At 66.7% G+C, this 23,473-nt stretch carries 22 protein-coding genes; 7 read left to right on the forward strand and 15 right to left on the reverse strand.

The features are described from left to right. Positions 1–155: 155 nt before the first annotated feature. Positions 156–884 carry a heme-binding beta-barrel domain-containing protein gene (locus OK17_RS16375; protein WP_461418083.1) on the forward strand — a complete coding sequence of 243 codons (729 nt, stop codon included), beginning with the start codon at positions 156–158 and terminating at the stop codon, positions 882–884. 40 nt (positions 885–924) lie between these two features. Here the strand turns inward: OK17_RS16375 and OK17_RS16380 are convergent, their stop codons facing one another. The 13 genes from OK17_RS16380 to OK17_RS16440 form a co-directional block, all read right to left on the reverse strand. Further along, a complete protein-coding gene (locus tag OK17_RS16380; protein WP_232715894.1) occupies positions 925–1,848 on the reverse strand; it encodes a hypothetical protein in 924 nt (307 codons plus the stop codon). 431 nt (positions 1,849–2,279) lie between these two features. Then, a complete protein-coding gene (locus tag OK17_RS16385; protein ID WP_232715893.1) occupies positions 2,280–2,942 on the reverse strand; it encodes a hypothetical protein in 663 nt (220 codons plus the stop codon). Beyond that, entirely contained in the window at positions 2,942–3,862 is a 921-nt protein-coding gene (locus OK17_RS16390) for a hypothetical protein (RefSeq protein WP_232715921.1), read from the reverse strand. The genes OK17_RS16385 and OK17_RS16390 overlap by 1 nt, the downstream gene beginning before the upstream one ends. Continuing rightward, positions 3,859–5,298 (reverse strand): MCE family protein, encoded by a 1,440-nt coding sequence (locus OK17_RS16395; protein WP_232715892.1) that lies wholly within the window; start codon positions 5,296–5,298, stop codon positions 3,859–3,861. The genes OK17_RS16390 and OK17_RS16395 overlap by 4 nt, the downstream gene beginning before the upstream one ends. Next, the gene (locus tag OK17_RS16400) at positions 5,298–6,593 is read right to left on the reverse strand and encodes an MCE family protein (RefSeq protein ID WP_232715891.1); all 1,296 of its coding nucleotides are present in this window, start codon (positions 6,591–6,593) and stop codon (positions 5,298–5,300) included. The genes OK17_RS16395 and OK17_RS16400 overlap by 1 nt, the downstream gene beginning before the upstream one ends. Next, positions 6,590–7,849: an MCE family protein gene (locus tag OK17_RS16405; RefSeq protein WP_232715890.1), complete on the reverse strand. Its 1,260-nt coding sequence runs from the start codon at positions 7,847–7,849 to the stop codon at positions 6,590–6,592. The genes OK17_RS16400 and OK17_RS16405 overlap by 4 nt, the downstream gene beginning before the upstream one ends. A 2-nt stretch (positions 7,850–7,851) precedes the next feature. Next, on the reverse strand, positions 7,852–9,075 hold the full coding sequence (locus OK17_RS16410; protein ID WP_232715889.1) for an MCE family protein: 1,224 nt from the start codon (positions 9,073–9,075) through the stop codon (positions 7,852–7,854). Further along, on the reverse strand, positions 9,072–10,130 hold the full coding sequence (locus OK17_RS16415; protein ID WP_232715888.1) for an MCE family protein: 1,059 nt from the start codon (positions 10,128–10,130) through the stop codon (positions 9,072–9,074). Before OK17_RS16415 ends, OK17_RS16410 begins: the two co-directional genes overlap by 4 nt. Further along, on the reverse strand, positions 10,123–11,244 hold the full coding sequence (locus tag OK17_RS16420; RefSeq protein ID WP_232715920.1) for an MCE family protein: 1,122 nt from the start codon (positions 11,242–11,244) through the stop codon (positions 10,123–10,125). Before OK17_RS16420 ends, OK17_RS16415 begins: the two co-directional genes overlap by 8 nt. Positions 11,245–11,301: 57 nt before the next feature. Continuing rightward, positions 11,302–12,153: an MlaE family ABC transporter permease gene (locus tag OK17_RS16425; protein ID WP_004022039.1), complete on the reverse strand. Its 852-nt coding sequence runs from the start codon at positions 12,151–12,153 to the stop codon at positions 11,302–11,304. Positions 12,154–12,156: 3 nt separating this feature from the next. Beyond that, the gene (locus OK17_RS16430) at positions 12,157–12,921 is read right to left on the reverse strand and encodes an MlaE family ABC transporter permease (RefSeq protein ID WP_005201556.1); all 765 of its coding nucleotides are present in this window, start codon (positions 12,919–12,921) and stop codon (positions 12,157–12,159) included. Between the two features lie 63 nt (positions 12,922–12,984). Then, positions 12,985–13,875: a 3-oxoacyl-ACP reductase gene (locus tag OK17_RS16435; RefSeq protein ID WP_461418084.1), complete on the reverse strand. Its 891-nt coding sequence runs from the start codon at positions 13,873–13,875 to the stop codon at positions 12,985–12,987. Between the two features lie 82 nt (positions 13,876–13,957). Continuing rightward, positions 13,958–14,152, reverse strand: a complete 195-nt coding sequence (locus OK17_RS16440) for a ferredoxin (RefSeq protein WP_005201561.1) — start codon at positions 14,150–14,152, stop codon at positions 13,958–13,960. 145 nt (positions 14,153–14,297) lie between these two features. On the opposite strand from OK17_RS16440, the gene OK17_RS16445 reads away from it, so the two are divergent. From OK17_RS16445 to OK17_RS16460, 4 genes are all read left to right on the forward strand, one after another. Further along, positions 14,298–15,503 carry an acyl-CoA dehydrogenase family protein gene (locus tag OK17_RS16445; protein WP_461418085.1) on the forward strand — a complete coding sequence of 402 codons (1,206 nt, stop codon included), beginning with the start codon at positions 14,298–14,300 and terminating at the stop codon, positions 15,501–15,503. Positions 15,504–15,589: 86 nt separating this feature from the next. After that, the gene (locus OK17_RS16450) at positions 15,590–16,711 is read left to right on the forward strand and encodes an acyl-CoA dehydrogenase family protein (RefSeq protein ID WP_461418086.1); all 1,122 of its coding nucleotides are present in this window, start codon (positions 15,590–15,592) and stop codon (positions 16,709–16,711) included. Then, on the forward strand, positions 16,708–18,261 hold the full coding sequence (locus tag OK17_RS16455) for an AMP-binding protein (RefSeq protein ID WP_461418087.1): 1,554 nt from the start codon (positions 16,708–16,710) through the stop codon (positions 18,259–18,261). The genes OK17_RS16450 and OK17_RS16455 overlap by 4 nt, the downstream gene beginning before the upstream one ends. A gap of 70 nt (positions 18,262–18,331) precedes the next feature. Then, the gene (locus tag OK17_RS16460) at positions 18,332–18,592 is read left to right on the forward strand and encodes a hypothetical protein (protein ID WP_461418088.1); all 261 of its coding nucleotides are present in this window, start codon (positions 18,332–18,334) and stop codon (positions 18,590–18,592) included. 100 nt (positions 18,593–18,692) lie between these two features. Here the strand turns inward: OK17_RS16460 and OK17_RS16465 are convergent, their stop codons facing one another. Beyond that, a complete protein-coding gene (locus OK17_RS16465) occupies positions 18,693–19,832 on the reverse strand; it encodes an NAD(P)H-dependent flavin oxidoreductase (protein ID WP_232715883.1) in 1,140 nt (379 codons plus the stop codon). Positions 19,833–19,882: 50 nt separating this feature from the next. Beyond that, positions 19,883–21,508: an acyl-CoA synthetase gene (locus tag OK17_RS16470; RefSeq protein ID WP_461418089.1), complete on the reverse strand. Its 1,626-nt coding sequence runs from the start codon at positions 21,506–21,508 to the stop codon at positions 19,883–19,885. A 62-nt stretch (positions 21,509–21,570) separates the two neighbouring features. Between OK17_RS16470 and OK17_RS16475 the strand changes: the two genes are divergently transcribed. Both OK17_RS16475 and OK17_RS16480 read left to right on the forward strand, forming a co-directional pair. Then, a complete protein-coding gene (locus OK17_RS16475; RefSeq protein ID WP_006866226.1) occupies positions 21,571–22,392 on the forward strand; it encodes a crotonase/enoyl-CoA hydratase family protein in 822 nt (273 codons plus the stop codon). A 16-nt stretch (positions 22,393–22,408) separates the two neighbouring features. Further along, on the forward strand, positions 22,409–23,410 hold the full coding sequence (locus OK17_RS16480) for a TIGR03617 family F420-dependent LLM class oxidoreductase (RefSeq protein WP_461418090.1): 1,002 nt from the start codon (positions 22,409–22,411) through the stop codon (positions 23,408–23,410). The last annotated feature ends 63 nt before the right edge of the window (positions 23,411–23,473 follow it).

A 23,473-nucleotide genomic window follows, 5' to 3' on the forward strand; every position in this document is an offset into this window, starting at 1 on the left:
AAGCGTCTCGAAGGGACACCCCGTGAACCTCCCGCGCATCGCCGGGTTAGAATTTGCCTCGTGGTCCTCTTCTTCGAAATCCTGCTGATCCTGGCCGCCGTGCTGATCACCTGGTTTGGTGTCTACACCCTCTACCGCCTGGTCACCGACGAGTCGTGACGTCCCACCCGGGAGCCGGTGACGCCGGTGACGAGCCAGTCGGCGCCGCCCCCTCCGGCGACGGTGTGCCCGCTGGCGACGGCGTCATCGCCGACAGTGGCGCCCATCGCTCTGGCGACGAGGCGATAAACCAGGCGGAGGCACGTGCCGTCGAGTCCGGCAGCCGTGAGCGCAACATCCCCACGTGGGACGACCTCCCGCTGCCCGCGGACACCGCGAACCTCCGCCTCGGTGCCGATCTCCATCCCGGCCTGCTGGCCCTGCTGCCGCTCGTCGGTGTGTGGCGCGGCGAGGGCGAAGGCCACGACGCCGAGACCGACACCGATTACCACTTCGCGCAGCAGATCGTCGTCTCGCACGACGGACAGAACTTCCTCACCTGGGAGTCGCGCTCGTGGGTCATCGACGAGGACGCCGCCTTCGAGCGTCCCGACCTCCGCGAATCCGGTTTCTGGCGCATCGGTGAGGACGACACCATCGAGTTGCTCCTCGCCCACGCCGAGGGGTCGGTGGAGCTCTTCTACGGCACGCCTCTCAATCAGACCTCGTGGGAACTGGCGACCGACGTCGTCATCAAGTCCCAGTCCGGCCGTCGCGCCGGCGGCGCCAAGCGTCTCTACGGTCTGGTTCCCGACGGCGACCTCGCGTACGTCGAAGAACGGGTCGACGCCGACGGCGACCTCTTCCCCCGACTGTCGGCCAAGCTACGCCGCCACGTCGGCTGAGCCCCGCCGCATTCCTGCCCGCTGTCTGCTCGGGCACCGCTCAGCGATGCACCCGGCTACAGCCGCGTCGGCGATCCGAGAACGCCAGGTACAGGTTGCGTTTCGGTAGCGCGCTGTACACCAGGGATCCGAGCATGATCACGACCGATCCGTACGCCGTGGCGGCCCCGGGGCGACCCGCCCAGCCGGGGTGCACGGTTCCCGACGCCGAGACGTAGGGGCCACGTCCGGGCGAACCGGCCTGGCGTTGACCCACCACCGAGAACACGTCGCTCTGCGCCGAGTGCGGGTAGATCGGGAAGTCGACCCGCTCACGCGGGCCGCATTCGACGATGCTGTACTCCGTCCCGGCCCGGTGAACGACCGCCACCCAGGTGTCGCCGGCATTGCGGACAGTGAAAGTCGTTCCACCGGAACGGTATTGATACGAGATTCGATCCTCCGCCGGGTCCCGTAGGCGGCAGCCGGCGAGTCCTCCGACCCAGTCAGTGCTCCACGGGGTCAGGTAGCGCTGGGCGAGGAACTCCCGCTCGGTCGGGATCGGGATGGTCACCGGCCTCGCCTGCCCCTGCTGGACCCACACCCCGCCGTAGATCACCGGACGACCGTCGGCGAGCCGAGGCGCCTGCAGGTAGGTGAACGAATCCTCGTCGGGCAGGATGATCATCTCGCCGGGTCCGAGACGCCGGAGCTCGACGCCGCCGTCGACGAAGAAGATCAGCGCGGCCGCGGGGCCGGTACCTCGGTTGTGGATGGACACGTGCTCGTCGTCGGCATGGAAGAGTCCGGCCTCGTGTGGATCGGCGAAGGTGAAGCGGGGCGGCGTCGAGGTTCCGAAGTCGGGATCGCCGGGACCCCAGTACAGATCGTCCCACCGGCCGTCGCGAGCAGCGGCGTCGTCGGCGACCGAACCGCCGAGACCAGGATCGACCGACAGCTCGCGGACTGCGTTCGTGGCGACCATCGTTCTCTCCTCGGGCGGGTGTCCCCTGTGGCAGGTATTCGTGACAGGTACATCGCCGGACTGGCCCGGTTCATAACGCCCGCAACCCGAACTCACGAGTAGTCCACCACCCGAACGACAATGTCCGGACCGGAGATGCCCGGACATGGAACGGCCCCCGCATCGCTCATACGAGCCTCGTGCCGACCGGACCGGGTCGGGATGCGGGGGCCGGGTGACCACCTGGTATTCGTCGGCGCTGACGAGGTGGGAAACCACCTCCGGCGACACGAATGCCACACGGTCAGCTGCTAACGGATGGTCACCTCACATGTCCGATGAGAAATCACTATCAGACCACCTCCTTCCCTGTGTACCCGCGAAAGTACGCCCGATTCCGGCGTCCCGCAACGGGATTTCGACGCGGCACGGCCAGCAGACGGTCGTGACTGTCAGGGCACGGGTACCTCGGGTGCGCCCGATCCGGGTGCCGGAGCCGCAGGCGGCGCGGACGGCGCCTGCGACGGGGCCGGTGACTGGCCGGGCAACGGTTTGGCATCCGGCGGCAGGGACTCGACGACCTCGAGCTTCGAGCGGAAGGTGTCGTCGGTGATGACCTCGATGTGGTTGATCATCCAGCGGTCGCCCTGACGTTCCATGTCGAAGGTCAGCCGTGACGGGTTGATGCTGACGAGTTCCTTCTGACCGCGGGTGACCGACTGGTTCATGAAGATCAGCACCTTCGAGGTGTCGGCGGTGTTGGTGACCACGCCGGCGTCCTGGATGGTCACCTCGGACACGACCTGCTGCTTGCGGACCTCCGCGGCGAGGTTGTTCTCGGTGATCAGCTTGGTGTACTCGGGCTTGGCCGGGCCGGTCAGCACGCTCATCGACTGGTCGATGTGGTCGCTGACATTCTCGGCGTCGTACCCGAACATGGTGTTCGCGTAGTCGCGGGCGGCGGCGAGGGAGGACTCGCGCGCATCCTCGATCGAACGGCCCTCGGTGTACCGGTAGCCGAGGAAGGCGGTGGCCGCGAGCGCCGCGACGACGAGCACCGCGAGCACGATCAGTCCGAGGCGTCCCTTGTCTGTTCCGGGCTTGTTGTCGGCCATCACGCCACCCACTCGAAGTCGGTCATCTTCAGGTCACCGTTGATGCGGGTCATGTCGACGCGCCAGCGGAACACCTTGTCCTGGGCAGGGGTCTGGCCGTCGAGCGACTGCTGATGCCAGCCGAACACCATGATCACCGATCCCTCGTCGGGTTCGGACTTGGTGACCGCAGAGCTGAGGATGATCGATTTCGTCTCGAGCTTCCCGTCGCGGACGAGCGAGGCGACCTGCTGGATGTTGTTCTGGACCTCTTGCTTGACCTTGCCGGAGGTGTCGTCCTGCACCGATTTCAGTGTCTGGTCGACGGTGTCGGGGTTCATGCTCGTCAGATTGATCAGCACCTGCGAGGCGAACGCCGAGTACTCGGCCCGGAGGTCGTTCTGCTGGTCCTGCCGGGCGATGCCGAGGGCGAACACCACCGATGCCACCGCACAGACGGCGATGAGCACGATCCCGACGACGACGCCGACCACGGTCCGCGACGACCGCCGGCCCGAGCCGCGGTAGCGGACCTTGCCCTTGCCCCTCTTCTCCGGGGTGTTCGCCAGTCTGTTGCGGCGGCGCTCGCGGTAGCTGACGGTCTTCTCGACCTCTGATGGATCGGGGGCGATCTCCTCAGCAGTGTCCGGCTTCGTGAGTGACACCGCGCCGGTCGCGGTCTCCGCGTTCCGGTCGGTCGGGGTCTCCGCGGCATCCCGAGCGGCTGCCTCTTCGGCGGGCGTCTCGACGGCCTTCTCGGTCACCGGCGCTGCCGACAATTGCTCGACCGGCTTCTTTCCTCCCGAACGACCACGGCGAATGGGTGCTGACCGGACCGGACGTTTGGTCGTCCGACGGTCGGTCGAGCCGGTGCGGTTCGGGGTGGTGCCAGTCGAATTCCTGCTGACCGGGGTGGTGGTGCCGGTGCCCTCAGGGGTCACGGACTGACCGTCCCGCTGATCATCGTCTGCCATGTACTGCTCTGTTCCTGCCCTTCACGCCCCGTGCCGGCGTTGTACGTCTTGCCGTCGGGTCCGATGAAGTTGCCCGACTCCGGATCGTATGTCGTGGCGTACACCGCGGGCTCCGCCTCGAAGTCCTTCGGTGTGCCCGGTGTCACGGTACCGGAGGACGCGGGCTCCCATTTGAGGCCGTACGGCAGTCCGTTCTGGAAGGGGTCGACCGAGCCGGGGTTCGGCTTGTAGCCCGTGCGGCACTCCGCCGGAGTCGGCGCACGACGGCCCGGGAACTCCGCACACGGGTAGTTGCGGGCGCCGCGCACGGCGATGTTCGAGTTCTGCGGGACGCGGCACAGCATGCCCGGCGGCAGCTCGCGAGCGGACTGCTCGGAGGCCCACCGCCATTCCTCCTTGGGCAGGAAGCCGATGTTGCACACCGGCCGGTCCTGGAAGCCCAGGGAGAAGTTCACGTTCGGCCCGAAGTTGTTGGTACCGGTGTTCAGGGCGGTGATCAGCGAGTTGACCAGACGCGGGTACAACACCAGGATCTGTTTCCAGTTCGGTAGGTACACCACCTGGGTGTGGGCGATCGTGCCCAGGTTCGACACCAACAGCGGGTACGACCCGCCGAGCGATTCGAACAGTTCCTGCGCCTTCGACGTCGTCGACGGTCCCTTGCTGAGGATGTCGCCGATCTCGGGCCGGTTCGCCCGGAGCTGATCGGTGAACGCGGTGACGTTGCGTGTCCAGGCCCGGATGTCGTCGGCCGTACGGGACTGTGTGGCCAGCAGAGGTGCACCCTGCTCGATCAACGAGACCGTGGTGTCGGTGTTCTTGTTGGCCTCGCCGATGAACAGCGTCATCGAATCGAGTAACCGCTGCAGCGACTCACCGGTGCCGTTGAAGGCGACGAAGGCCTCGTCGACGAGCGAACGGAGCTTGGTGTCGCCGATCTCCTTGAGGAGCGCATCGGCCTGGTCGAGCATCGTCGAGATCTCCACCGGCACCTCGGAGACGGTGACCTCGGAATTGTTGTGCAGGTAGCCGGTCGGGGCATCGGCGGGCGGATCCGGGTTCGGGGTGAACTCGACGAACTGCTCGCCGATCGCGGAGACGCTGCGCACCGATGCCTTCGACGACGCCGGGATGTCGGTGCCGTTGTCGATGACGAGCGTGGCCTGCACGCCGTCGTCGGTGAGCTTTACCGAGTCGACCTTGCCGACGTAGACGCCGCGGTAGCTGACATTGGCGTTCTGGTACAGCCCGCCGCTGGTCTCCATGTTCAGCTGCACCCGGTAGCTGCCGACGCCGAACATCGACGGGATGCGGATGTAGAACAGCGCCATGACGACCATCGCGACCACGGTGACGATCGCGAAGATCATCAGCTGCATACGGACGAACCTGGTGATCTTCATCAGCGGCCGCCTTCCTGATCGGAGGGCACCGTCGGCGGAGCCGTGGGCGAGGGCACCTGCACCGGCGGGATGAGGTTCGCCGGAACCGGTTCCGCGGTGTCCGGGAGCTTCTCGCCACCGGGGATCAGCGGAGCCGTGAACGGGTTCAGTCCGCGGGCGGCCGCTCCGGCCGGCTTGCCGAAGACACCCTCGGGGCCGGTGACGCCGAGACTTGCGAACATGGTCTCGCTCAGACGGTCCACCGTGAGGTCGAGGGTCAGGTCGGAGTTCACGAAGTCACCCTTGACGATCTTCCGGACGGTCGGTTCGTAGAACGGGAAGGTCAGCAGGATGTTCAACGACTGCGTCATCGCCGGGCCCGAGGCCTGCAGCTGGTCGAGAGCGGGTTCGATGCCCTCGACGATCGTGACGATGTCCTCGGAGTTGGCGTCGAGGATGTCGTTGGCCGTCTTCGACAGCTTCGACACCGATGCGAGGGTGTCGAGAAGCTGCTGACGCTGGTCGACCAGCAGCTGCAGGATCTCCGGGCTGGCGTCGAGCGCGCGTTCGATGGTGTCCTTCTGCTCGTTCATGGTGCGGGACAGACGATCCAGCCCCTCGGTCGCGCGGATGATGTTGCCCTTCTGCGCATCCAGATCGGCGACGAGGGTGTTCAGCCGCGGGATCAGCTTCTTGATCTGGTCCTCACGGCCGCCGAAGACCTCGCTCATCTCGTGCACGATGTCGCCGACCTGCGACAGGCCGCCGCCGTTGAGCACCACCGACAGTGAGCTGAGCACCTGCTCGGTACTGGGGTAGGTGCAGGCCGCAACCTGTTGTGCCGCATTGATGTCGGGTACCGAGGGCACCTTCGGGTCGCTGACGATGTTGGACTGCTCGGGGCACTTGGTCAGCGGTATCTCGTCGCCCGCTTCCAGGCGCCCGCCCTCCGGCTCGGCGGGCTGGACGATCTCGAGGTGCGTCGAACCCAGCACGCTGGTCATGCCGACCATGACGTGCGATCCGCGCGGAATGATCACGCCCTTGTTCAGGCGGATGGTGACCAGCGCGTTCCAGTCCTGTACCTCGATGTCGCCGATGCTGCCGACGGTCGAATCGTCGATGAGGACCGGCGCGTTGTTGACCAGGCCGGCGGCCGACGGGATGAGCGCGGTGATCTCGTACGAGCCACCACCGGTCCCGGCAGCACCCGGCACGGGCAGCGAATTCGGCCCGTCGAACGAACATCCGGCGAGCAGCGTCGTGAGCGCCACCGCGCCTGCGGCCAGTCCGCCGCGTAGGCGTGACGACTTCATCGGTCTCCCCCGAACGGCACCAGCAGGTTCCCGAGCGGCGAACCGGCGTTGTCGCGCCGGGTCTCGTTGTCGATGCGCCGCACGCCGGCCTGGGCGCGTGCCTTCACGTCGGCATTCTGGTACTCCAACTGGCTCGGCAGCGCGTTGGCGCCCTGCACCGGGTTGGCCAGGAACGGCGGGTAGTTCATCGAGATCGATGACAGCACCGGCGCGAGGATCTCGACGCACTTGTCGATGTCCTGCTTCGACGTCCCCGGGCGGTTGGTGGAGTCCATCGATCCGCACAGCAGCGTGATCAGGTTGGTGCCGTTGGCGAGACCGAACACACCCGACAGCGACCCGGACAGCGGGTTGTAGATGTTGTAGAAGTTCGCGAGCTGATTGGGCGCGGAGTGCAGGACGCCCGCGACCTGCTCGTTCTTGTCGGCGACGATCTTGGTGGACGCCGCGAGCCGCTCGACCGACGACGAGAGCGCATCCTTATTGGTGTCGATGAAGACCTGGACGTCGGTCATCGCCGAGTCCAGACCCTTCAGCGCCGCGTCGAGCTCGGTGGTGTTGTCGGCGAGAACCGAACTGACCGAGGCGAGTCGGCCGTTGAACTGCACGAGCTGCTCATGGCTGCCCGACAGCGCATCGGTCAACTTCTGCAGGCTCTGGATCGTCGAGAACAGATCACCGCGTCCGGCCGCGAGGGTGCCGATGACGTCGGAGACCTCCTTGATCGACTGGTTGATCGCGGCGCCGTTGCCCTCGAGGTTCTCGTCGAAGACGTTGACCGCCTTGGCCGCGGTGCCCTGGTCGGGCCCCTCCGGACCGATGGCCTCGGTCAGCTTGGTGAGCTGGGCCTTGATGTCGTCCCACTCCATCGGGACGGCGGTGCGGTCCATCGGGATGTCGTAACCGTCGGGCATCACGGCGCCGCCGGAGTAGACCGGGGTGAGCTGGACGAAGCGTCCCGACACCAGGCTCTGCGCGACGATGACCGCCTTCGCGTCTTCCGGGATGTCGATGCTGTTGTCCACGCGCAGTTCGACTTTCACGTCGTTCTCGCGCGGGGTGATCTTCGAGACGCTGCCGACGTTCACACCGAGCACCCGCACCGGGTCGCCCTCGTAGAGGCTGGCGACCGAGCCGAAGTACGCGGTGAAGGTGTTGGTGGTCGACTTCAGGAAGACCGTCCACCCGACCACCACGAGGGCGATCGCGAGCACGACGGCGAGCACGCCGAGCAGAACTTTACGTCCGATGGTCATGGTCACCGTCCTCCTCTCGTGGTCGGTGAGGGCTTGGGATAGGTCGGGGTGGGCAGCGGGCCGCGCGGGGTGTCGGTGTTGTCCGGCGGGCCCGGCTTGTAGTAGTCGGGGATCAGCGGGAAGCCCGAGTACATCAGCGACTGCCACAGCTGCGGGTACCGGCCGCGCAGCGCGTTGAGGAAGATCGCGGTGTAGTCGCCGAAGCTGTTGAGGCCCACCAGCGAGTCGAAGTTCGGACCGGACGCGACGGCCTCGCCGAGGGTGTTGGCGAACGGGCCGAGACGATCGATCGTCTCCTTCAGGTTCTTCTCGTTGTCGGTGAGGATCGTGGCGACCCGGTCGAACTTCTGCAGTACCGGCGTCAGCTGTTCGTTGTTCTCGGCGATGAAGCCGCGCAGCTGCGTGGTGACGTCGCCGATCCCCTTGATCAGCTGTTTCAGTGCGTACCGGCGCATCTCGATCTCGCCGACGAGGGCGTTGGCGTCGATGAGCAGGCGGTTGATCTGGTCGTTGCGGTCCCCGACGATCTTGCTGACCTGGTTGGCCTTGGCCAGCAGCGCCCGCAGTTCTTCGTCCCGGTCCGCGACGGCCTTCGACAGGCGCGCGACACCGTTGACCGCTCCCTGCACCTGGTCCGGCGTCTCGGAGAAGGTGACCGTCAGGGTCTCGAGTGCGGTGTTGAGCTGGTCGGTGTCGGTGCCGGAGATCGTGTCCGTGGCACCTTCGAGCGCGTCCTGCAGAGAGTACGGCGCGATGGTGTTGCCCAGCGTGATCGATCCGCCCGGCTTGATGCGTTCGCCGCCGTGCGGGATGACCGTCAGGTTGCGACGCCCCAGTACGGTCTCGGTGCGGATGGCGGCCTGTGTCTCGTCGCCCATCTCGACCGTGTCGTCCATTCGGAAGGACACCTTCACCTTGGTGCCCTGGTCGGTGCCGGCGAGTTCGATCCCCTCGATCGTGCCGACCTGCACACCGGACACCACGACGATGTCGCCCTTGGCGAGTCCGCCGGCATCGTCGAAGTAGGCGCTGTAGGTGCTGATGGGTGCCAGGTACGGCAGCTTGTCCATCTGCATCGCGGTGATGACGACCATGGCGACGACCACGATGCCGATGATGCCGACCTGCGCGCGGCTGCGTCCGCCGTGCTTCTCCTCGCGCGCGATGTCGGCCTGCTCGGATTCGGTTCTGCGGCTGGAGAACATGCCGCCGAAGGGAAGACTCATGATCCGTCACACCTTCCGCCTGCGCGGGTGGTGTCACCCATGACGTTGTTCGAGGTGTAGAGAATCGTCTGGCCTCCGGGTGCGGGGAGCAGGATTCGCAGGCGGCAGAAGTAGATCTGCAGCCAGGCGCCGTAGGAACCGAGGTTCGACAGGGTCTTGTAGTCCTCCGGCAGACGCGAGATCAGGTTGCGGATGAACGGCTCGGCGGCCAGCAATTCCTCCGACACGCGGCCGGTGTTGGTGACCATCGACTGCAGCGTGGGACGGGTCGTCGAGAGCAGATCCGAGAGACCGTTGGTGACCCGGGACGTCTGCGTGAGGGCGTTGCCGATCGTGCCCTTCTGCTCGGCCAGGCCGGTCACCAGCTGCTGCAGCAGGTCGACGCTGGTGTCGAGTCCGGCGCGGTCGCCGTCGATCGTCGCGAGTGTGGTGTTCAGGTTGTCGATGACATCACCGATCAGCTGATCCCGGTCGGCGAGTGCATCGGTGAACGACGCGGTGTTGGACAGCAGGGTGTTCAGTGCCCCGCCCTGTCCCTGGAACACCGCGATCAGCGAGCTGGTGAGCGCGTTGACGTCGTCGGCGTTGAGCGTTCGGAACAGCGGCTTGAAACCGCCGACGAGCTTGTCGAGGTCGAGAGCCGGTTCGGTCTGGGTGACCGGGATCTGCGCGCCGTCGCCGAGGAAGGTCGAGGTGTCCCCGGTCCCCTGCTGCAGCTCGAGATAGCGGTCGCCGGTGAGGTTCTCGTAACGGATCAGTGCCCGAACGGATTTCGGGAGCGGGTACTGCTCGTCGACGGAGAAGGTGATCACGGCTTCGTTGTCGCGGTTGAGCTCGACGTCGCCGACGCCTCCGACCTCGACGCCGGCGATCTTGACCTTGCTGCCCGACTTCATCGCCGACGCGCTGGTGAAGACCGCGGAGAACTCGTTCGACGCCCCTGACCGGTAGCGGCTGAAGACCACGACCAGTGCGACGAACACCAGGATCATCACCACGGTGAACGCGCCCAGCTTGATGAGGGTTGCGCGGAAAGCGCGTGCGCGGTTATCCACGGGGCGGCTCCCCGAACAGGATCTGGAACAGCTTCTTCGAGTTCACCTTCGGCTTGGTCCTGGGTTGGTAGGGCTGGGGTGCGTTGTCGCTGACGTAGAACGGCGCATGCTCGGTGGTTCCCGGGTCGGAGAGGCCACCCGCGCAGGTGGGCGGTCCCTCGGCCGCGACCTTGGGCAGGTCGTACGGGTAGGCGTAGGGGTCCTTGCCCGGCAGCAGACCGGCGTCGAGCATCAGCATGCCGTTGCGTCCGCCCATGAACGGTGCGGCCACCTCGCCGGCGACGGCGCCCGAGGTGAGGAAGCACTTGATGCCCGGAGAGTTGTAACCGAGCAGCGCGGCGATCGGGTTGAGGTCCGACAGCGCACCGATGAGTGTCTTCTTGCTCGGTGCGATGACACCGTCGATGGTGTTGGCCATCCCGGTCGCGTTGATCAACAGCGCGTCGAGGTTGGAGGTGTTGTCCACCAGCGTGTTGCCCACGGCGGTGAAGTTGTCGACGGTACGCATCAGGTCGGGCATCGCGTCCGCGTAGACGTTGGTGACGGTGGCGCCCTCACGGAACAACCGATTCAGCGCCGGCAGATGCGGATTGGTCTTGCCCAGCAGCGTCGTCAGCTGCTCGAGGGCCACACCGATGTCCTCGCCCTGTCCCGACAACGCGGTGTCGACCGCGCCGAGCGTGGCGTTGAGCTTCTCCGGTTGCAGGTCGGCGAGTACCGAGACCAGCTGCTGGAAGACGGTGTTGAGTTCGACGACCACGCGGTCGGCCGGGATCTCCGCACCCGCGGTGAGCTCGCCCTCGGCTTCGCCCGGCACGAAGAAGTTGACGGCCTTCGCGCCGAAGATGGTGTTGGACTTGATGTCGGCGACCACGTTGCCCGGGATCTTCGACATCGAACCGTTCGCGATGTCGAGGGTGAGGATGGCATTGCCGCCCCGCTCCTCGATCTTGCCGACGCGTCCGACCTCGACCCCGCGCAGTTTGACCTTGGCGTCGGGGTTCATCACCAGACCGGCGCGCGGTGCGACCAGCGTGACCTGCTGGGTGCCCTTGAACGCGCCGAGGAACGATGCGCTGGCGCCGATGATCAGGAACAGCAGCATCGCGACCATGGCGACTGCCGCCAGGCGACGGGTGGTCCGTGTCCGTTCTTGTTGTCTGCTCATGGTTCAGCCCGCCAGGTTGAACTTGCCGTCCGCGCCGTAGATGGCGAGGGAGGTGAGCAGGGTGATGACGACGACCACGACCAGCGAGGCACGCACCGCGTTGCCGACCGCGACGCCGACGCCGACGGGACCGCCGGAGGCGTTGTAACCGTAGTAGGTGTGGATGAGCATGACCGCCACCGCCATACAGATCGCCTGAACGAAGGACCAGAGGATGTCCGACGGGATCAGGAAGGTGTCGAAGTAGTGGTCGTACACGCCCGGCGACTGTCCGTAGAGGAACACCGTCGCCGAGCGGCTCGCGAGGAACGAGGCGAGCGAGGCCAGCGCGTACAGCGGGATGATCGCGATCAGGCCGGCGATGATGCGGGTGCTGACCAGGTACGGGATCGATGAGATGGCCATCGTCTCGAGGGCGTCGATCTCCTCCGACACCCGCATGGCGCCGAGCTGCGCGGTGGCACCGGCGCCGATGGTCGCCGCGAGGGCGATTCCGGAGATGACCGGCACCGCGATGCGCACGTTGATGAAGGCCGAGAAGAAGCCGGTGAGCGCCTCGACGCCGATGTTGGCCAGCGAACTGTAGCCCTGGACGGCGATGGTGCCGCCGGTGAACAGCGTCAGGAATCCGACGACCACGACGGTGCCGCCGATCATGGCGAGCGCGCCGGTGCCCATGGAGATCTCGGCGATGAGCCGCAGCGTCTCCTTCTTGTAGTGCTTGATCGCACGGGGGATCGACACGACGCTGTCCCAGTAGAACAGTGCCTGGTCGCCGATCTGGTCCCAGTCCTCGCCGGCCCGTTTCACCGCGACGCGCGCGGTCCGGAAGCGTGTTGTGAAAGGAAGTACCATCGCTCAGCCCGCCGTCGCTTTGAGTCCGACAGCGGTGACGACGACGTTGACGACGAACAGCGCCATGAACGAGTAGACGACGGTCTCGTTGACCGCGTCGCCGACACCCTTCGCGCCGCCCTTGACGTTGAGTCCCTGATAGCAGCCGACCATGCCGGCGAAGAGGCCGAACAAGGCGGCCTTGACCATCGAGATCATCAGCTCACCGAAGCCGGTGAGCAGCGTCAGGTTGGCCACGAAGGCACCCGGGTTCACGTCCTGCAGATAGACGGAGAAGATGAAGCCGCCGCCGATGCCGATGGTGCAGACGAGGCTGTTCAGCAGCAGCGCGACGCAGGTCGACGCCACGATGCGCGGCACGACGAGTCGGTGGATCGGGTTGATGCCCAGCACCTTCATCGCGTCGATCTCTTCACGGATCGTGCGGGCGCCGAGGTCGGCGCAGATCGCGGTGGCACCCGCACCCGCCACGATCAGCACCGTCACGATCGGGCCGATCTGGGTGATGGTGCCCAGGGCCGCGCCGGCACCGGACAGATCCTGCGCGCCGATCTCGCGCAGCAGGATGTTCAGCGTGAAGCTGACGAGCACCGTGAACGGGATGGCGACGAGCAGCGTCGGCACCATCGAGACACGGGCGATCGCCCACGATTGTTCTACTGTTTCCCGCCACTGGAACGGACGATGGAACAACTCACGCGCCGATTCGACGCCGAGTGCCACGAAATCGCCGATCCCCCCAAGGGGCGTGGCCAGTTTGCTCAGCACCAGCGGACCCCCTTCACCCTCGAACCATCGCGAAACCTATCACGCAGAATCCCGACGAAACGCTCAGTTGACCAGAGCGCTTGCCGAGAAAGTGCGTCCGGGATCGCGATCGGCGAAGAAGCCCGTGAGGGTCTTGGCCAGGTCGTCGGAGTCCCAGGCATCGCCGTCGGCGGTGAACACCTCGTCGATCGTGGGTGCCGCCATGAGGGTGACCTTGGGGCCGTACACGACGAACACCTGCCCGGTGACGCCGTCGGCCTCGGGTCCGGCGAGGTAGCTCACGAGCCGGACCACATGTGCTGGATCGAGCGGATCGACGCCGTCGGTGGGCGCGTCTCCGAAGACGTCCGCGGTCATCGCGGTCCGCGCACGCGGGCAGATGGCGTTGGCGCGGACGCCGTAACGCTTGAGTGCTCGCGACGCGGACAGCGTGAGCGCGGTGATGCCGGCCTTGGCGGCACCGTAGTTGGCCTGTCCCTCGGGGCCGAGCAGCCCGGCCTCCGAGGAGGTGTTGATGATCCGGCCGTAGACCGGACCACCAGCAGCCTTCGACGCCGCACGCCAGTGCGACGCCGCATTGCGGTTGAGCAGGAAGTGGCCACGCAGGTGAACGCGGATGACCAGATCCCACTCGTCGTCGGTCATGTTGAACAGCATCTTGTCGCGGACCACGCCCGCGTTGTTCACGACGATGTCGAGCGAACCGAGTTGTTCGGTGGCCGCGGCCATGATGGCACTCGCGGTGGACGAATCACTGATGTCACCCCCGACGGCGATCGCGCGGCCACCGGCCGACGTGATCGTGTCGATGACATCACTCGAATCGAGCGCTGCCGGAAGGTCATTCACCACGACCGTGGCACCTTCCGCGGCGAGGCCGATGGCCTCCGCCCGACCGAGACCTGCACCTGCACCGGTGACGACCGCGATGCGACCGTCCAACGAGTTACCCACCCGACATTCCTCCTGAGCTGAAACTAGAACCTGTTCTAGCATGATTCCCGGTCGGATGGAACCGAACGGGACTTCAGCTCAGTCAGTCCTCCACGACCGAGAGTGCGGACTTGGGGCAGTTGGCCGCCACCTGCCGCAGTTCCTCGACACGGTCCGCGGGGATCTCTTCTTGGAGAATGACCAGGTAATCGTCATCGTCCAGGTCGAAGAAGTCCGGTGCCATCCCCACACAGATGGCATTGGACTCGCAAAGGTCGAAATCTGCCTTGATACGCATCAGAACCTTCTCCTCACCGGCTCGTCGCCTGTTGACGGGGCTGCCAGAACAGGTTAGAACGTGTTTCAGAAACTAGACGAGCCTTACCCCCATAACTTGACCACAAGCGGGGTCCGGACGCTAGCCACAGACCCATGGAGTTTCGATGCGAATCGCCTATACCGATCAACAGTCCGAGCTCCGGCGGGAGCTCCGCGCGTACTTCTCGAACCTGATGACCGAGGACCGCCGGGCCGCCCTGTCCGGCGGTGACGGCGGCGAACTCGGCGAAGGCGACGCCTACCGCGACGTCGTCGAACAGATGGGCGCCGACGGTTGGCTCGCCCTGGGCTGGCCCACCGAGTTCGGCGGCCAGAACCGTTCGATGATGGACCAGCTGATCTTCACCGACGAGGCCGCCATCGCGGGTGCGCCCGTCCCGTTCCTCACCATCAACTCCGTGGCGCCGACGATCATGCACTACGGCACCGAGGAGCAGAAGGCCTTCTTCCTGCCGCGCATCGCCGCAGGTAAGTTGCACTTCTCCATCGGCTACTCCGAGCCGGGCGCCGGTACCGACCTCGCCGCGCTGCGCACCACTGCGGTCCTCGACGGCGACGACTATGTGATCAACGGCCAGAAGATGTGGACCAGTCTGGTCCCGTACGCCGACTACATCTGGCTCGCCTGCCGCACCGACCCGTCGACGCTGCAGGAAGGCGGCAAGAAGCACAAGGGCATCTCGGTCCTCATCGTGCCGACGACCGCCGAGGGCTTCAGCTACACACCGGTGCACACGATGTCCGGCGTCGACACCAGCGCCACCTACTACCAGGATGTGCGGGTACCGACGTCGTCGGTGGTCGGCGAGGTCGGCGGCGGCTGGCCGCTGGTCACCAACCAGCTCAACAACGAGCGGGTCGCCCTGTGCAGCGCCGCGCCGATCCAGACCGCCCTGCGCGAGACGATCGCCTGGGCGCAGCAGACCAAGACCGGCGACGGTCAGCGCGTCATCGACGCCCCGTGGGTCCAGCAGAACCTGGCCCGGGTGCACGCGAAGGTCGAATTCCTCAAGCTCATCAACTGGAAGATCGCCTCGGCGGCCAGCTCCGGCGGCGCACCGTCGCCGGCCGACGCCTCGGCCACCAAGGTGTACGGCACCGAGTTCGCCACCGAGGCCTACCGCCTGCTCATGGAGGTCGTCGGCCCCGCCGCGACGCTGCGTGCCGGCAGCCCCGGCGCGCACATCAACGGTCGCCTCGAACGCTTCCAGCGCACCTCGCTGATCCTCACCTTCGGTGGCGGCACCAATGAGATCCAGCGCGACATCATCGCCATGCTCGCTCTCGGCCTGCCGCACCAGCGTCGCTGACCCTTCCGCCGCTCGCTGGTTGTGCAGCCACGCGCGAGCACACGGCGTATCGAAACCCCTCAGACCCTGAACATGGAGACGCAACCATGGACTTCTCCCTTCCCGAATCCGGCGACGACGTCCGCGGCCTGGCCCGCGACATCGCCACCTCCGTCAGCACACCCGAACGCGTCGCCGATCTCGAAGCCGGCCGCGCACCGATCGACTCGAACCTCTGGCAGCAACTCGGCACCGCCGGGTTGCTGGGGCTCGAACTGTCGTCGGCGGTCGTCGGCGATGCCGGTGGCGACCTGAGCGTCATCGAGAACATCCTCGTCGCAACCGAACTCGGTCGCGTGCTGGCGCGGGTGCCGTTCGGTCAGCACGCGGTGGCCGCGCTGCCCGTGATCGCCGCGCACGGCTCGTCCGGTCTCCGCGAGCGGTTACTGGCCTCCGCTGCCGCGGGCGATCTCGTCGTGTCGGTGGCCATCGAGGAGGACCTGGGTTCGCCGACCGACTCCCCCATCACCGAGCTCTCTTCCGACGGTTCGCGGCTGTCCGGCGTCAAGGTGAACGTGCCCTACGCCGAGGCCGCTGATCTGTTGCTGGTCAACGCAACCGGACCCGACGGCATCGTCGTGGTGGCGGTTCCCACCACCGCGGACGGCATCCGGATCACCGCCACCCCGGCGACCGGACTGATCCCGACCGCGCAGGTCGAGTTCGACGACGTGCCGGTCGATTCCGACGCCGTGCTGGCGGGTTCGGACGTGGCTGACGCGCTGCGCGTCCGGGCCACGCTGGCGTGCAGCGCCGAGCAGACGGGCGTCGTCGAACGCGCACTGGAGCTGACCGCCGAATACGCCCGCGAGCGTGAGCAGTTCGGGCGTGCCATCGGCTCGTTCCAGGCAGTCGCCCAGCGTCTGGCCGACGGGTACATCGATGTTCAGGGGCTCGCCCTGACCACCACGCAGGCGGCCTGGCTCCTGGCCAACTCGGACAATGCCGGGGAGATCCACAACGCGATCGCCACCGCCAAGTTCTGGGCCGCCGAGGCGGGCCATCGGGTCGCGCACACGACGGTGCACGTCCACGGCGGCGTCGGCCTCGACACCAGCCATCCGGTCCATCGGTACTTCCTGCGCGCCAAGCACAACGAGTTCGCCTACGGTTCGGCGACCGCGTCGGTGCGCGCCATCGGCACCGAGTTGGCCGCCACCCCGGCGTGAGCGTTCCGGGCACCGTGACCCAGCGGTCCACGGTCGCCGGCCTGCTGGCCGACCTGTCCGACGTGACCGATCGCGGGGTGCACTTCGAGGAGTCGTTCACGCCCTGGGCGCGGCATCTGGACGATGCCGCCGTCCGGGCCGGCGTCCTGCTCGGCTGGTTGTCACCCGACCGGCCTCCGCACGTCGGTGTACTGCTCTCCAACACGGCGGAGTTCGCCGCACTGTTCGCGGCCGCGGCGCGGCACGGCTTCGTCCTTGTCGGCCTGAACACGACCCGACGCGGTGCCGCGCTCGCCGCCGACGTTGCACGCGCCGACTGTCAGATCGTGCTGTATGGCAACGACACCCGTGAACTGCTGACCGACGTCGATCTGGGTGACGTCCGTGTTGTCGACGTCGACGGTCCGGAGTGGTCGGCCGCGGTCGCGTCCGGTTCAGCAGCACCGGTTCTGGACGCCGCGCCAGACGATCTGCTGATGCTGATCTTCACGTCGGGAACCACCGGCGACCCGAAGGCAGTGCGCTGCAGGCATCGCACCTTCGCGGTCAGCGGACCGATGCTCGCCGAGCGTTTCGAGATCGGCGCCGATGACGTCGTCTACCTGTCGATGCCGATGTTCCACTCGAACGCGATGATCGCCGGCTGGAGTGTCGCGGTCGCAGGTGGAGCGTCGATCGCGTTGCGCCGCAGCTTCTCCGCGCGCGGCTTCGTCGCCGATCTCCACCGCTACGGCGTGACCTACGCGAACTACGTCGGCAAGCCGCTGAACTACATCCTCGCCACCGACCCGCATCCCGATGACGCGTCGAGTTCGTTGCGGATCATGTACGGCAACGAGGCGTCGGCGGTGGACCGGCAGCGCTTCGCCGAGCGGTTCGGTTGCCGGGTCGTCGACGGTTTTGGTTCCACCGAGGGTGGTGTCGCCATCACCCGTACACCGGACACCCCGCACGACGCGCTGGGTCCCCTGCGCGAACCCACGGCCGTCGTCGACGTCGAGTCCGGAGAACCCGTGCCGCCCGGGGTGATCGGCGAGATCGTGAACACCTCCGGCCCCGGCTTGTTCGCCGGCTATTACAACGATCCCGACGCCACCGCCGAACGTATGCGCGGCGGTGTCTACCACACCGGCGACCTCGCCTGGGTCGACGACGACGGCTATCTGCACTTCGCCGGGCGCCTCGGTGACTGGCTCCGCGTCGACGGTGAGAACCTCGGCACCGGCCCCATCGAGCGGATCCTGCTCCGCCATCCCGAGATTCGCCAGGTCGCCGTCCACGGCATCCCGGTCGAGATCGGCGACGAGATCGAGGCGGTGCTCGTCGCGGATTCCGGCCTGGACCCGGACGACTTCGCCGAGTTCCTCTCCGCGCAGGACGATCTCGGTCCCAAGCAGTGGCCGCACCGCGTGCGGATCGTCGACTCGCTTCCGGAGACGGCCACATTCAAGACGGTGAAGCGACTGCTTGCCTCCGACCCCACCCCGCCGACCTGGCGACGCGAAGGTCGCGCCTACCGCCCCTGGCACAAACCCACCCCTTTTCCGTAAACCCACCCGACGTCGATGGGGCGTGTCTACGGAACAGTGGTGGGTCTGTGATCGGTGGGACAGGGGAACGATGTCGGGAGCCAGCACAGTGGACAAGCGTTTCTTCGGCCCGGCAACCCCGTTCGTGGCGATTGCCGCACTTGCCGTTTCGATGCTCGCTTACGCACTGCTGCGGGGGCTCGGACTCGTTCTCGTCGTTCTACTCCTCGTCATCGGCATAGTCGGAACGGTCGCCCATGGACGGACGCGCCAAGTGTGCACCGGCATCGCGACCGGGGCCCTGGTCTTCCTCGCCGGCTTCGCAATAGTAGGCGTCTTCTTCTTGAACTAGGCGTGCGCGCTGGTCCACAAGGAAACCCACCCCTTTTCGGCAGAATCACCACCCCTGAGGGTGCTGGGTCTGGCGAAAAGGGGTGGGTTTGTGGAGCGGGTCAGCCGTGGAGCGTCTTGTTCATTCGGCCGACGGCCTCCTCGTACTCGCTCACGAGGTCCGCGATGAGATCGGCGACCGGGGTGATCGCGTTGCAGCGCCCGACGATCTGGCCGGCGGGCATGGCGACGACGTCGGGGTTGTCAGCCGCCGAGATCCGCGCGTGCGCCTCCGCGACGAGCAGGTTCTGCAGCGGCATCGGCAACGGCTCGGGAGCGTTCTCGGCGTCCCAGGCGTCGGTCCAGGCGGTCTTCAGCAGACGGGCAGGCTTGCCCGAGTAGATACGACGACGCACCGTGTCCCGCGATGTCGCCTTGAGCAGTGCCTGCTGCACGGTCGACGGCTTGTCGGAGCCCTCGGGCACACCCAGCTTGTACTCCGCGGCGGTCAGCCAGTACGTCCCCATCCACACACCCTGTGCGCCGAGCGCGATGGCGGCGGCGATCTGGCGGCCGCTGCCGACGCCGCCGGCGGCGAGCACCGGGGCGGAGTCCCCGACCGCGTCGACGAGTTCGGGCCACAGGATCATCGAGGTGACCTCGCCGGTGTGGCCGCCGCCCTCGTAACCCTGCGCGATGACGATGTCGACGCCGGCCTCGACGTGGTGCAGCGCATGGTCTTTCGCGCCCGCAAGAGCCGCGACGAGCACACCGTTGTCGTGCGCGGTCTGGATGACGTCCGACGGCGGCGAGCCGAGGGCGTTCGCGATCAACTTGATCTGCCCGTACTTGCGACGATGCTCCATCGCAACGTCGACGTGAGAGCGGGCCACCGAATGCAGCCAGCCCAGCACACCCGAGTTCACGCGTTCCTCACCGGGCAGCGCCGGGACGCCGAGATCGTCAAGGGTGCGCTCGACGAACGCGCGATGCTCCGGCGGGATCATGGAGTCCAGGTCGACCTTGGACCCCTCGGTGGGGATCTTGGCGGGCATCACGATGTCGACGCCGAAGGGTTTGCCGTCGGTGTTCTCGTGCATCCACTCGAGGACCTCGTCGAGTTCCTCGGCCTCGTTGAACCGCACGCAGCCGAGCACGCCGAGCCCGCCGGCCCGGCTGATCGCCGCAGCGACGTCCTGGCTGGGGGTGAACCCGAAGATCGGGTACTCGATGCCGAACTTGTCGGCGAGTTCTGTACGCATTCTGCTTCTTCTCGTTTCCGGCGCTCTACGGCGCCTGTCACTCTTCGGCGCTACAGCGCTTCGTCGGCGGGTCGTTCGGCGGTGACCGACGCCCCCCAGCGGTAATCGGGTTTTCCTGCGGGCGAACGCTTGATCTCGTCGACGAACCAGACACTGCGCGGGCACTTGTAACCGGCCAGCTCCTTGCGGACGACGTCGTTGAGACTCTCCAGGGTGGGGCGGGCTCCGTCGCGGGCGGCGATGACCGCGGCGACGCGCTGACCCCAACGGTCGTCGGCGACCCCCACCACGACGGTGTCGAAGACGTCGGGATGCGCCTTGAGCGCGCCCTCGACCTCCTCCGGGAAGACCTTCTCGCCACCGGTGTTGATCGACACCGAGCCGCGGCCGAGCATCGTGATGCTGCCGTCGGCCTCGAGCACGGCGTTGTCGCCCGGGAGCGAGTAACGCACGCCGTTGAAGACCTTGAATGTCTTCGCCGACTTCTCCGGGTCGTTGTGATAGCGCAGCGGCACATGGCCGGACCGTGCCAACACCCCGACCTCGCCGCTGCCCGGTTCCACCGGCGTGCCGTCCTCGCGGAGGACGTGGGTCTCGCTGTCGGCGTTCACGCGCGGGCCACCGGTGTGCGGCGTGCCCTTCGCGACGATGCCCAGACCGCCGAAACCGGTTTCCGACGAGCCGATCGCGTCGACGATCACCGCGTTCGGGAACCGTTCCAGGAACTGCTCTTTCACGCTCGGCGAGAACAGGCAGGCGGACGAGGCGATCGACACGACACTCGACAGGTCGTACTCCTTGCCCTGCCCGAGAGCCTCGACCATGGGGCGCCCCATGGCATCTCCGGTGATGAACACGACGTTGACCTTGTGACGTTCGACGATCTCCCAGGCCGACGCCCCGCTGAAGTCCGGGTACACCACCGCTTTTCCGCCGGCGAACAACGACTGGAAGATCGCCCACTGCGAGCCGCCGTGGATGAACGGCGGGATCGGGTACCGGACCAGCTGCCCGCCTTCGGCGCCGGTCTTCGCGAGGTGCCACTCGTCGGGGATGGGTTCGCTGGTGTACCAGTCGATTCCGCCGCCGAGGACGCGCCACACGTCCTCTTGGCGCCAGACGACGCCCTTCGGCTTTCCGGTGGTGCCGCCGGTGTAGAGCATGTACAGGTCGTCGTTCGACCGTTCCTCGAAGTCGCGTTCCGAAGACGACTCGGCGATGGCGTCCTCGTAGCGGATCGCGTCGCCGTGGCCCTCGCAGCACAGGTCTTCCGACGTCCCGTCCTCGATCGCGATGCGAGACTCGATGGAAGGCGATTTCGGTAACGTGTTGCACACGCGCGACGAGTAGCGGCGCTCGTGGATCAGGACCTTCATCCCGGAGTCGGTGAAGATGTGCTCGAGTTCGGCCTCGACGTAGCGGTAGTTCACGTTCACCATGACCGCCCGGGCCTTGAAGATCGCGATCATCGCCTCGACCGACTCGATGGTGTTTCTGCTGTACAGACCCACCCGGTCGCCGGGCTGCACACCCAGCTCGCGGAGCTTGTGGGCGAGCGCGTTGGATCGCGCCTCGAGCTCCGCATACGTCCGGCTACGGTCGCCGGATTCCAGCGCGACGCGCTCGGGAACCAGGTCGACGGCATGCTCGATGAGATCGGCGATCGTATAGGCCATGGCTCCAAAATTAGAACGTGTTATCGTTCTGGGCAAGTGCGGAATATGACCGGGAGACAGCGATGACCACAGCCACCCCCACCGAGTCCGTCACCGACAAGGCTCCCGAGTGCCTCGTCGAGAAGCGCGGACACATTCTCATCGTCACGATGAACCGTCCGGAGGCGCGTAACGCGCTCTCCACCGAGATGATGCGGATCATGACCGAGGCCTGGGATCAGGTCGATTCCGACCCCGACATCCGGGTCGCGATCCTCACCGGTGCAGGCGGGTACTTCTGCGCCGGCGCCGACCTCAAGAGCATGAACAAGCAGGCCCCGGGCGACACCGTCGACTCCGGCGCCTGGAACCCGGCGTCCCTGCCGGCGCTGCTGAAGGGCCGTCGCCTGACCAAGCCGCTGATCGCCGCGGTCGAGGGACCGGCCATCGCCGGCGGTACCGAGATCCTGCAGGGCACCGACATCCGCATCGCCGGTGAGAGCGCGAAGTTCGGTGTCTCCGAGGCCCGTTGGGGCCTGTACCCGATGGGCGGCAGCGCGGTGCGCCTCGTCCGTCAGATTCCCTACACCGTCGCCTGCGACATCCTGCTGACCGGCCGCCACGTCACCGCACGTGAGGCCCTCGAGTACGGCCTCATCGGCCACGTCGTCGAGGACGGCAAGGCCCTCGACAAGGCGCTCGAGCTGGCCGAGAAGATCGCCGCCAACGGCCCGCTCGCCGTTCAGGGCATCCTCAAGACCATCCGGGACACCGAGGGTCTGCACGAACTCGACGCCTTCGAGCTCGACGCGAAGATCGGCGTCTCGGTCTTCAAGTCGAAGGACGCCAAGGTCGGCCCCCGTGCGTTCGCCGAGAAGCGCACACCGGAGTTCACCGGCGAGTGAGGGCCACCGACCACCGGTGAGAATCCACACCGCACTCTTCGGCCCGCAGCAGGCGGTCGAACGCACCCGGACCCTCCGGGACGTCGGAATCGACGGGGTGTTCACCTTCGACGGCCCGCACGATGTATTCAGTCCGCTGTTCGGTGCGGCCGGCGTCGACGACGTCGCGCTGATGACCAACGTCGCGATCGCGTTCCCGCGCAATCCGATCACCGTCGCCCACCAGGCCAACGATCTCCAGCTGCTCAGCGGCGGCCGGTTCACGCTCGGTCTCGGCACCCAGATCCGCCCGCAGATCGAGAAGCGGTTCGGGGTGCCGTTCGAGCGTCCGGTCGACCGGATGGTCGAGTTCGTCTCCGCACTGCGCGCGATCTTCGACTGCTGGCAGAACGGCACCCGCCTCGACTTCGACGGCGAGTTCTACCGACATCGGCTCATGACGCCGATGTTCAACCCGGGACCGAATCCGCACGGGTTCCCGCCGATCTTCGTCGGCGCCCTCGGGCCGCGGCTGACGCGTGCAGTCGCCGAACACGCCGACGGCCTGCTGGTCATGCCGTTCACCACCGACCGGTTCGTTCGCGAATCGATCCTGCCGCGCGTCGACGCCGGACTGTCGGCGTCGGGGCGCCGTCGCGAGGACTTCTCGGTGGTTCCGGAAATCATCGTCGCCACCGGTCGCACCGAGGAGGAGTTCGAGACCTCGGTCGGCGCAGCGCGGCGACTGCTGTCCTTCTACGGCTCGACGCCCGCCTACCGTCCGGTCCTCGAGATGCACGGCTACGGCGATCTGCAGACCGAACTCAACCTGCTGTCGAAGCAGGGGCGCTGGGCCGAGATGGTCGGACTCGTCGACGACGAACTCCTCGAACTCATCGCCGCCCACGGCAGCCCCCGCGATGTGGCCGCGACGATCCGCGCACGCTCGCACGACATCGCCACGGATGTCGCCATCTACCAACCGTTTCCGCTCGCCGACGAGACGCTCGCCGAGATCATGGACAGCCTCGACGAGTAGCGCACACCCCTCGATGCCTGAGGTGCGGGGAGTGCAACGCACCCAGGTCCGCTGCCTGAGGTG

The organism is Gordonia sp. GN26 (assembly GCF_054823965.1).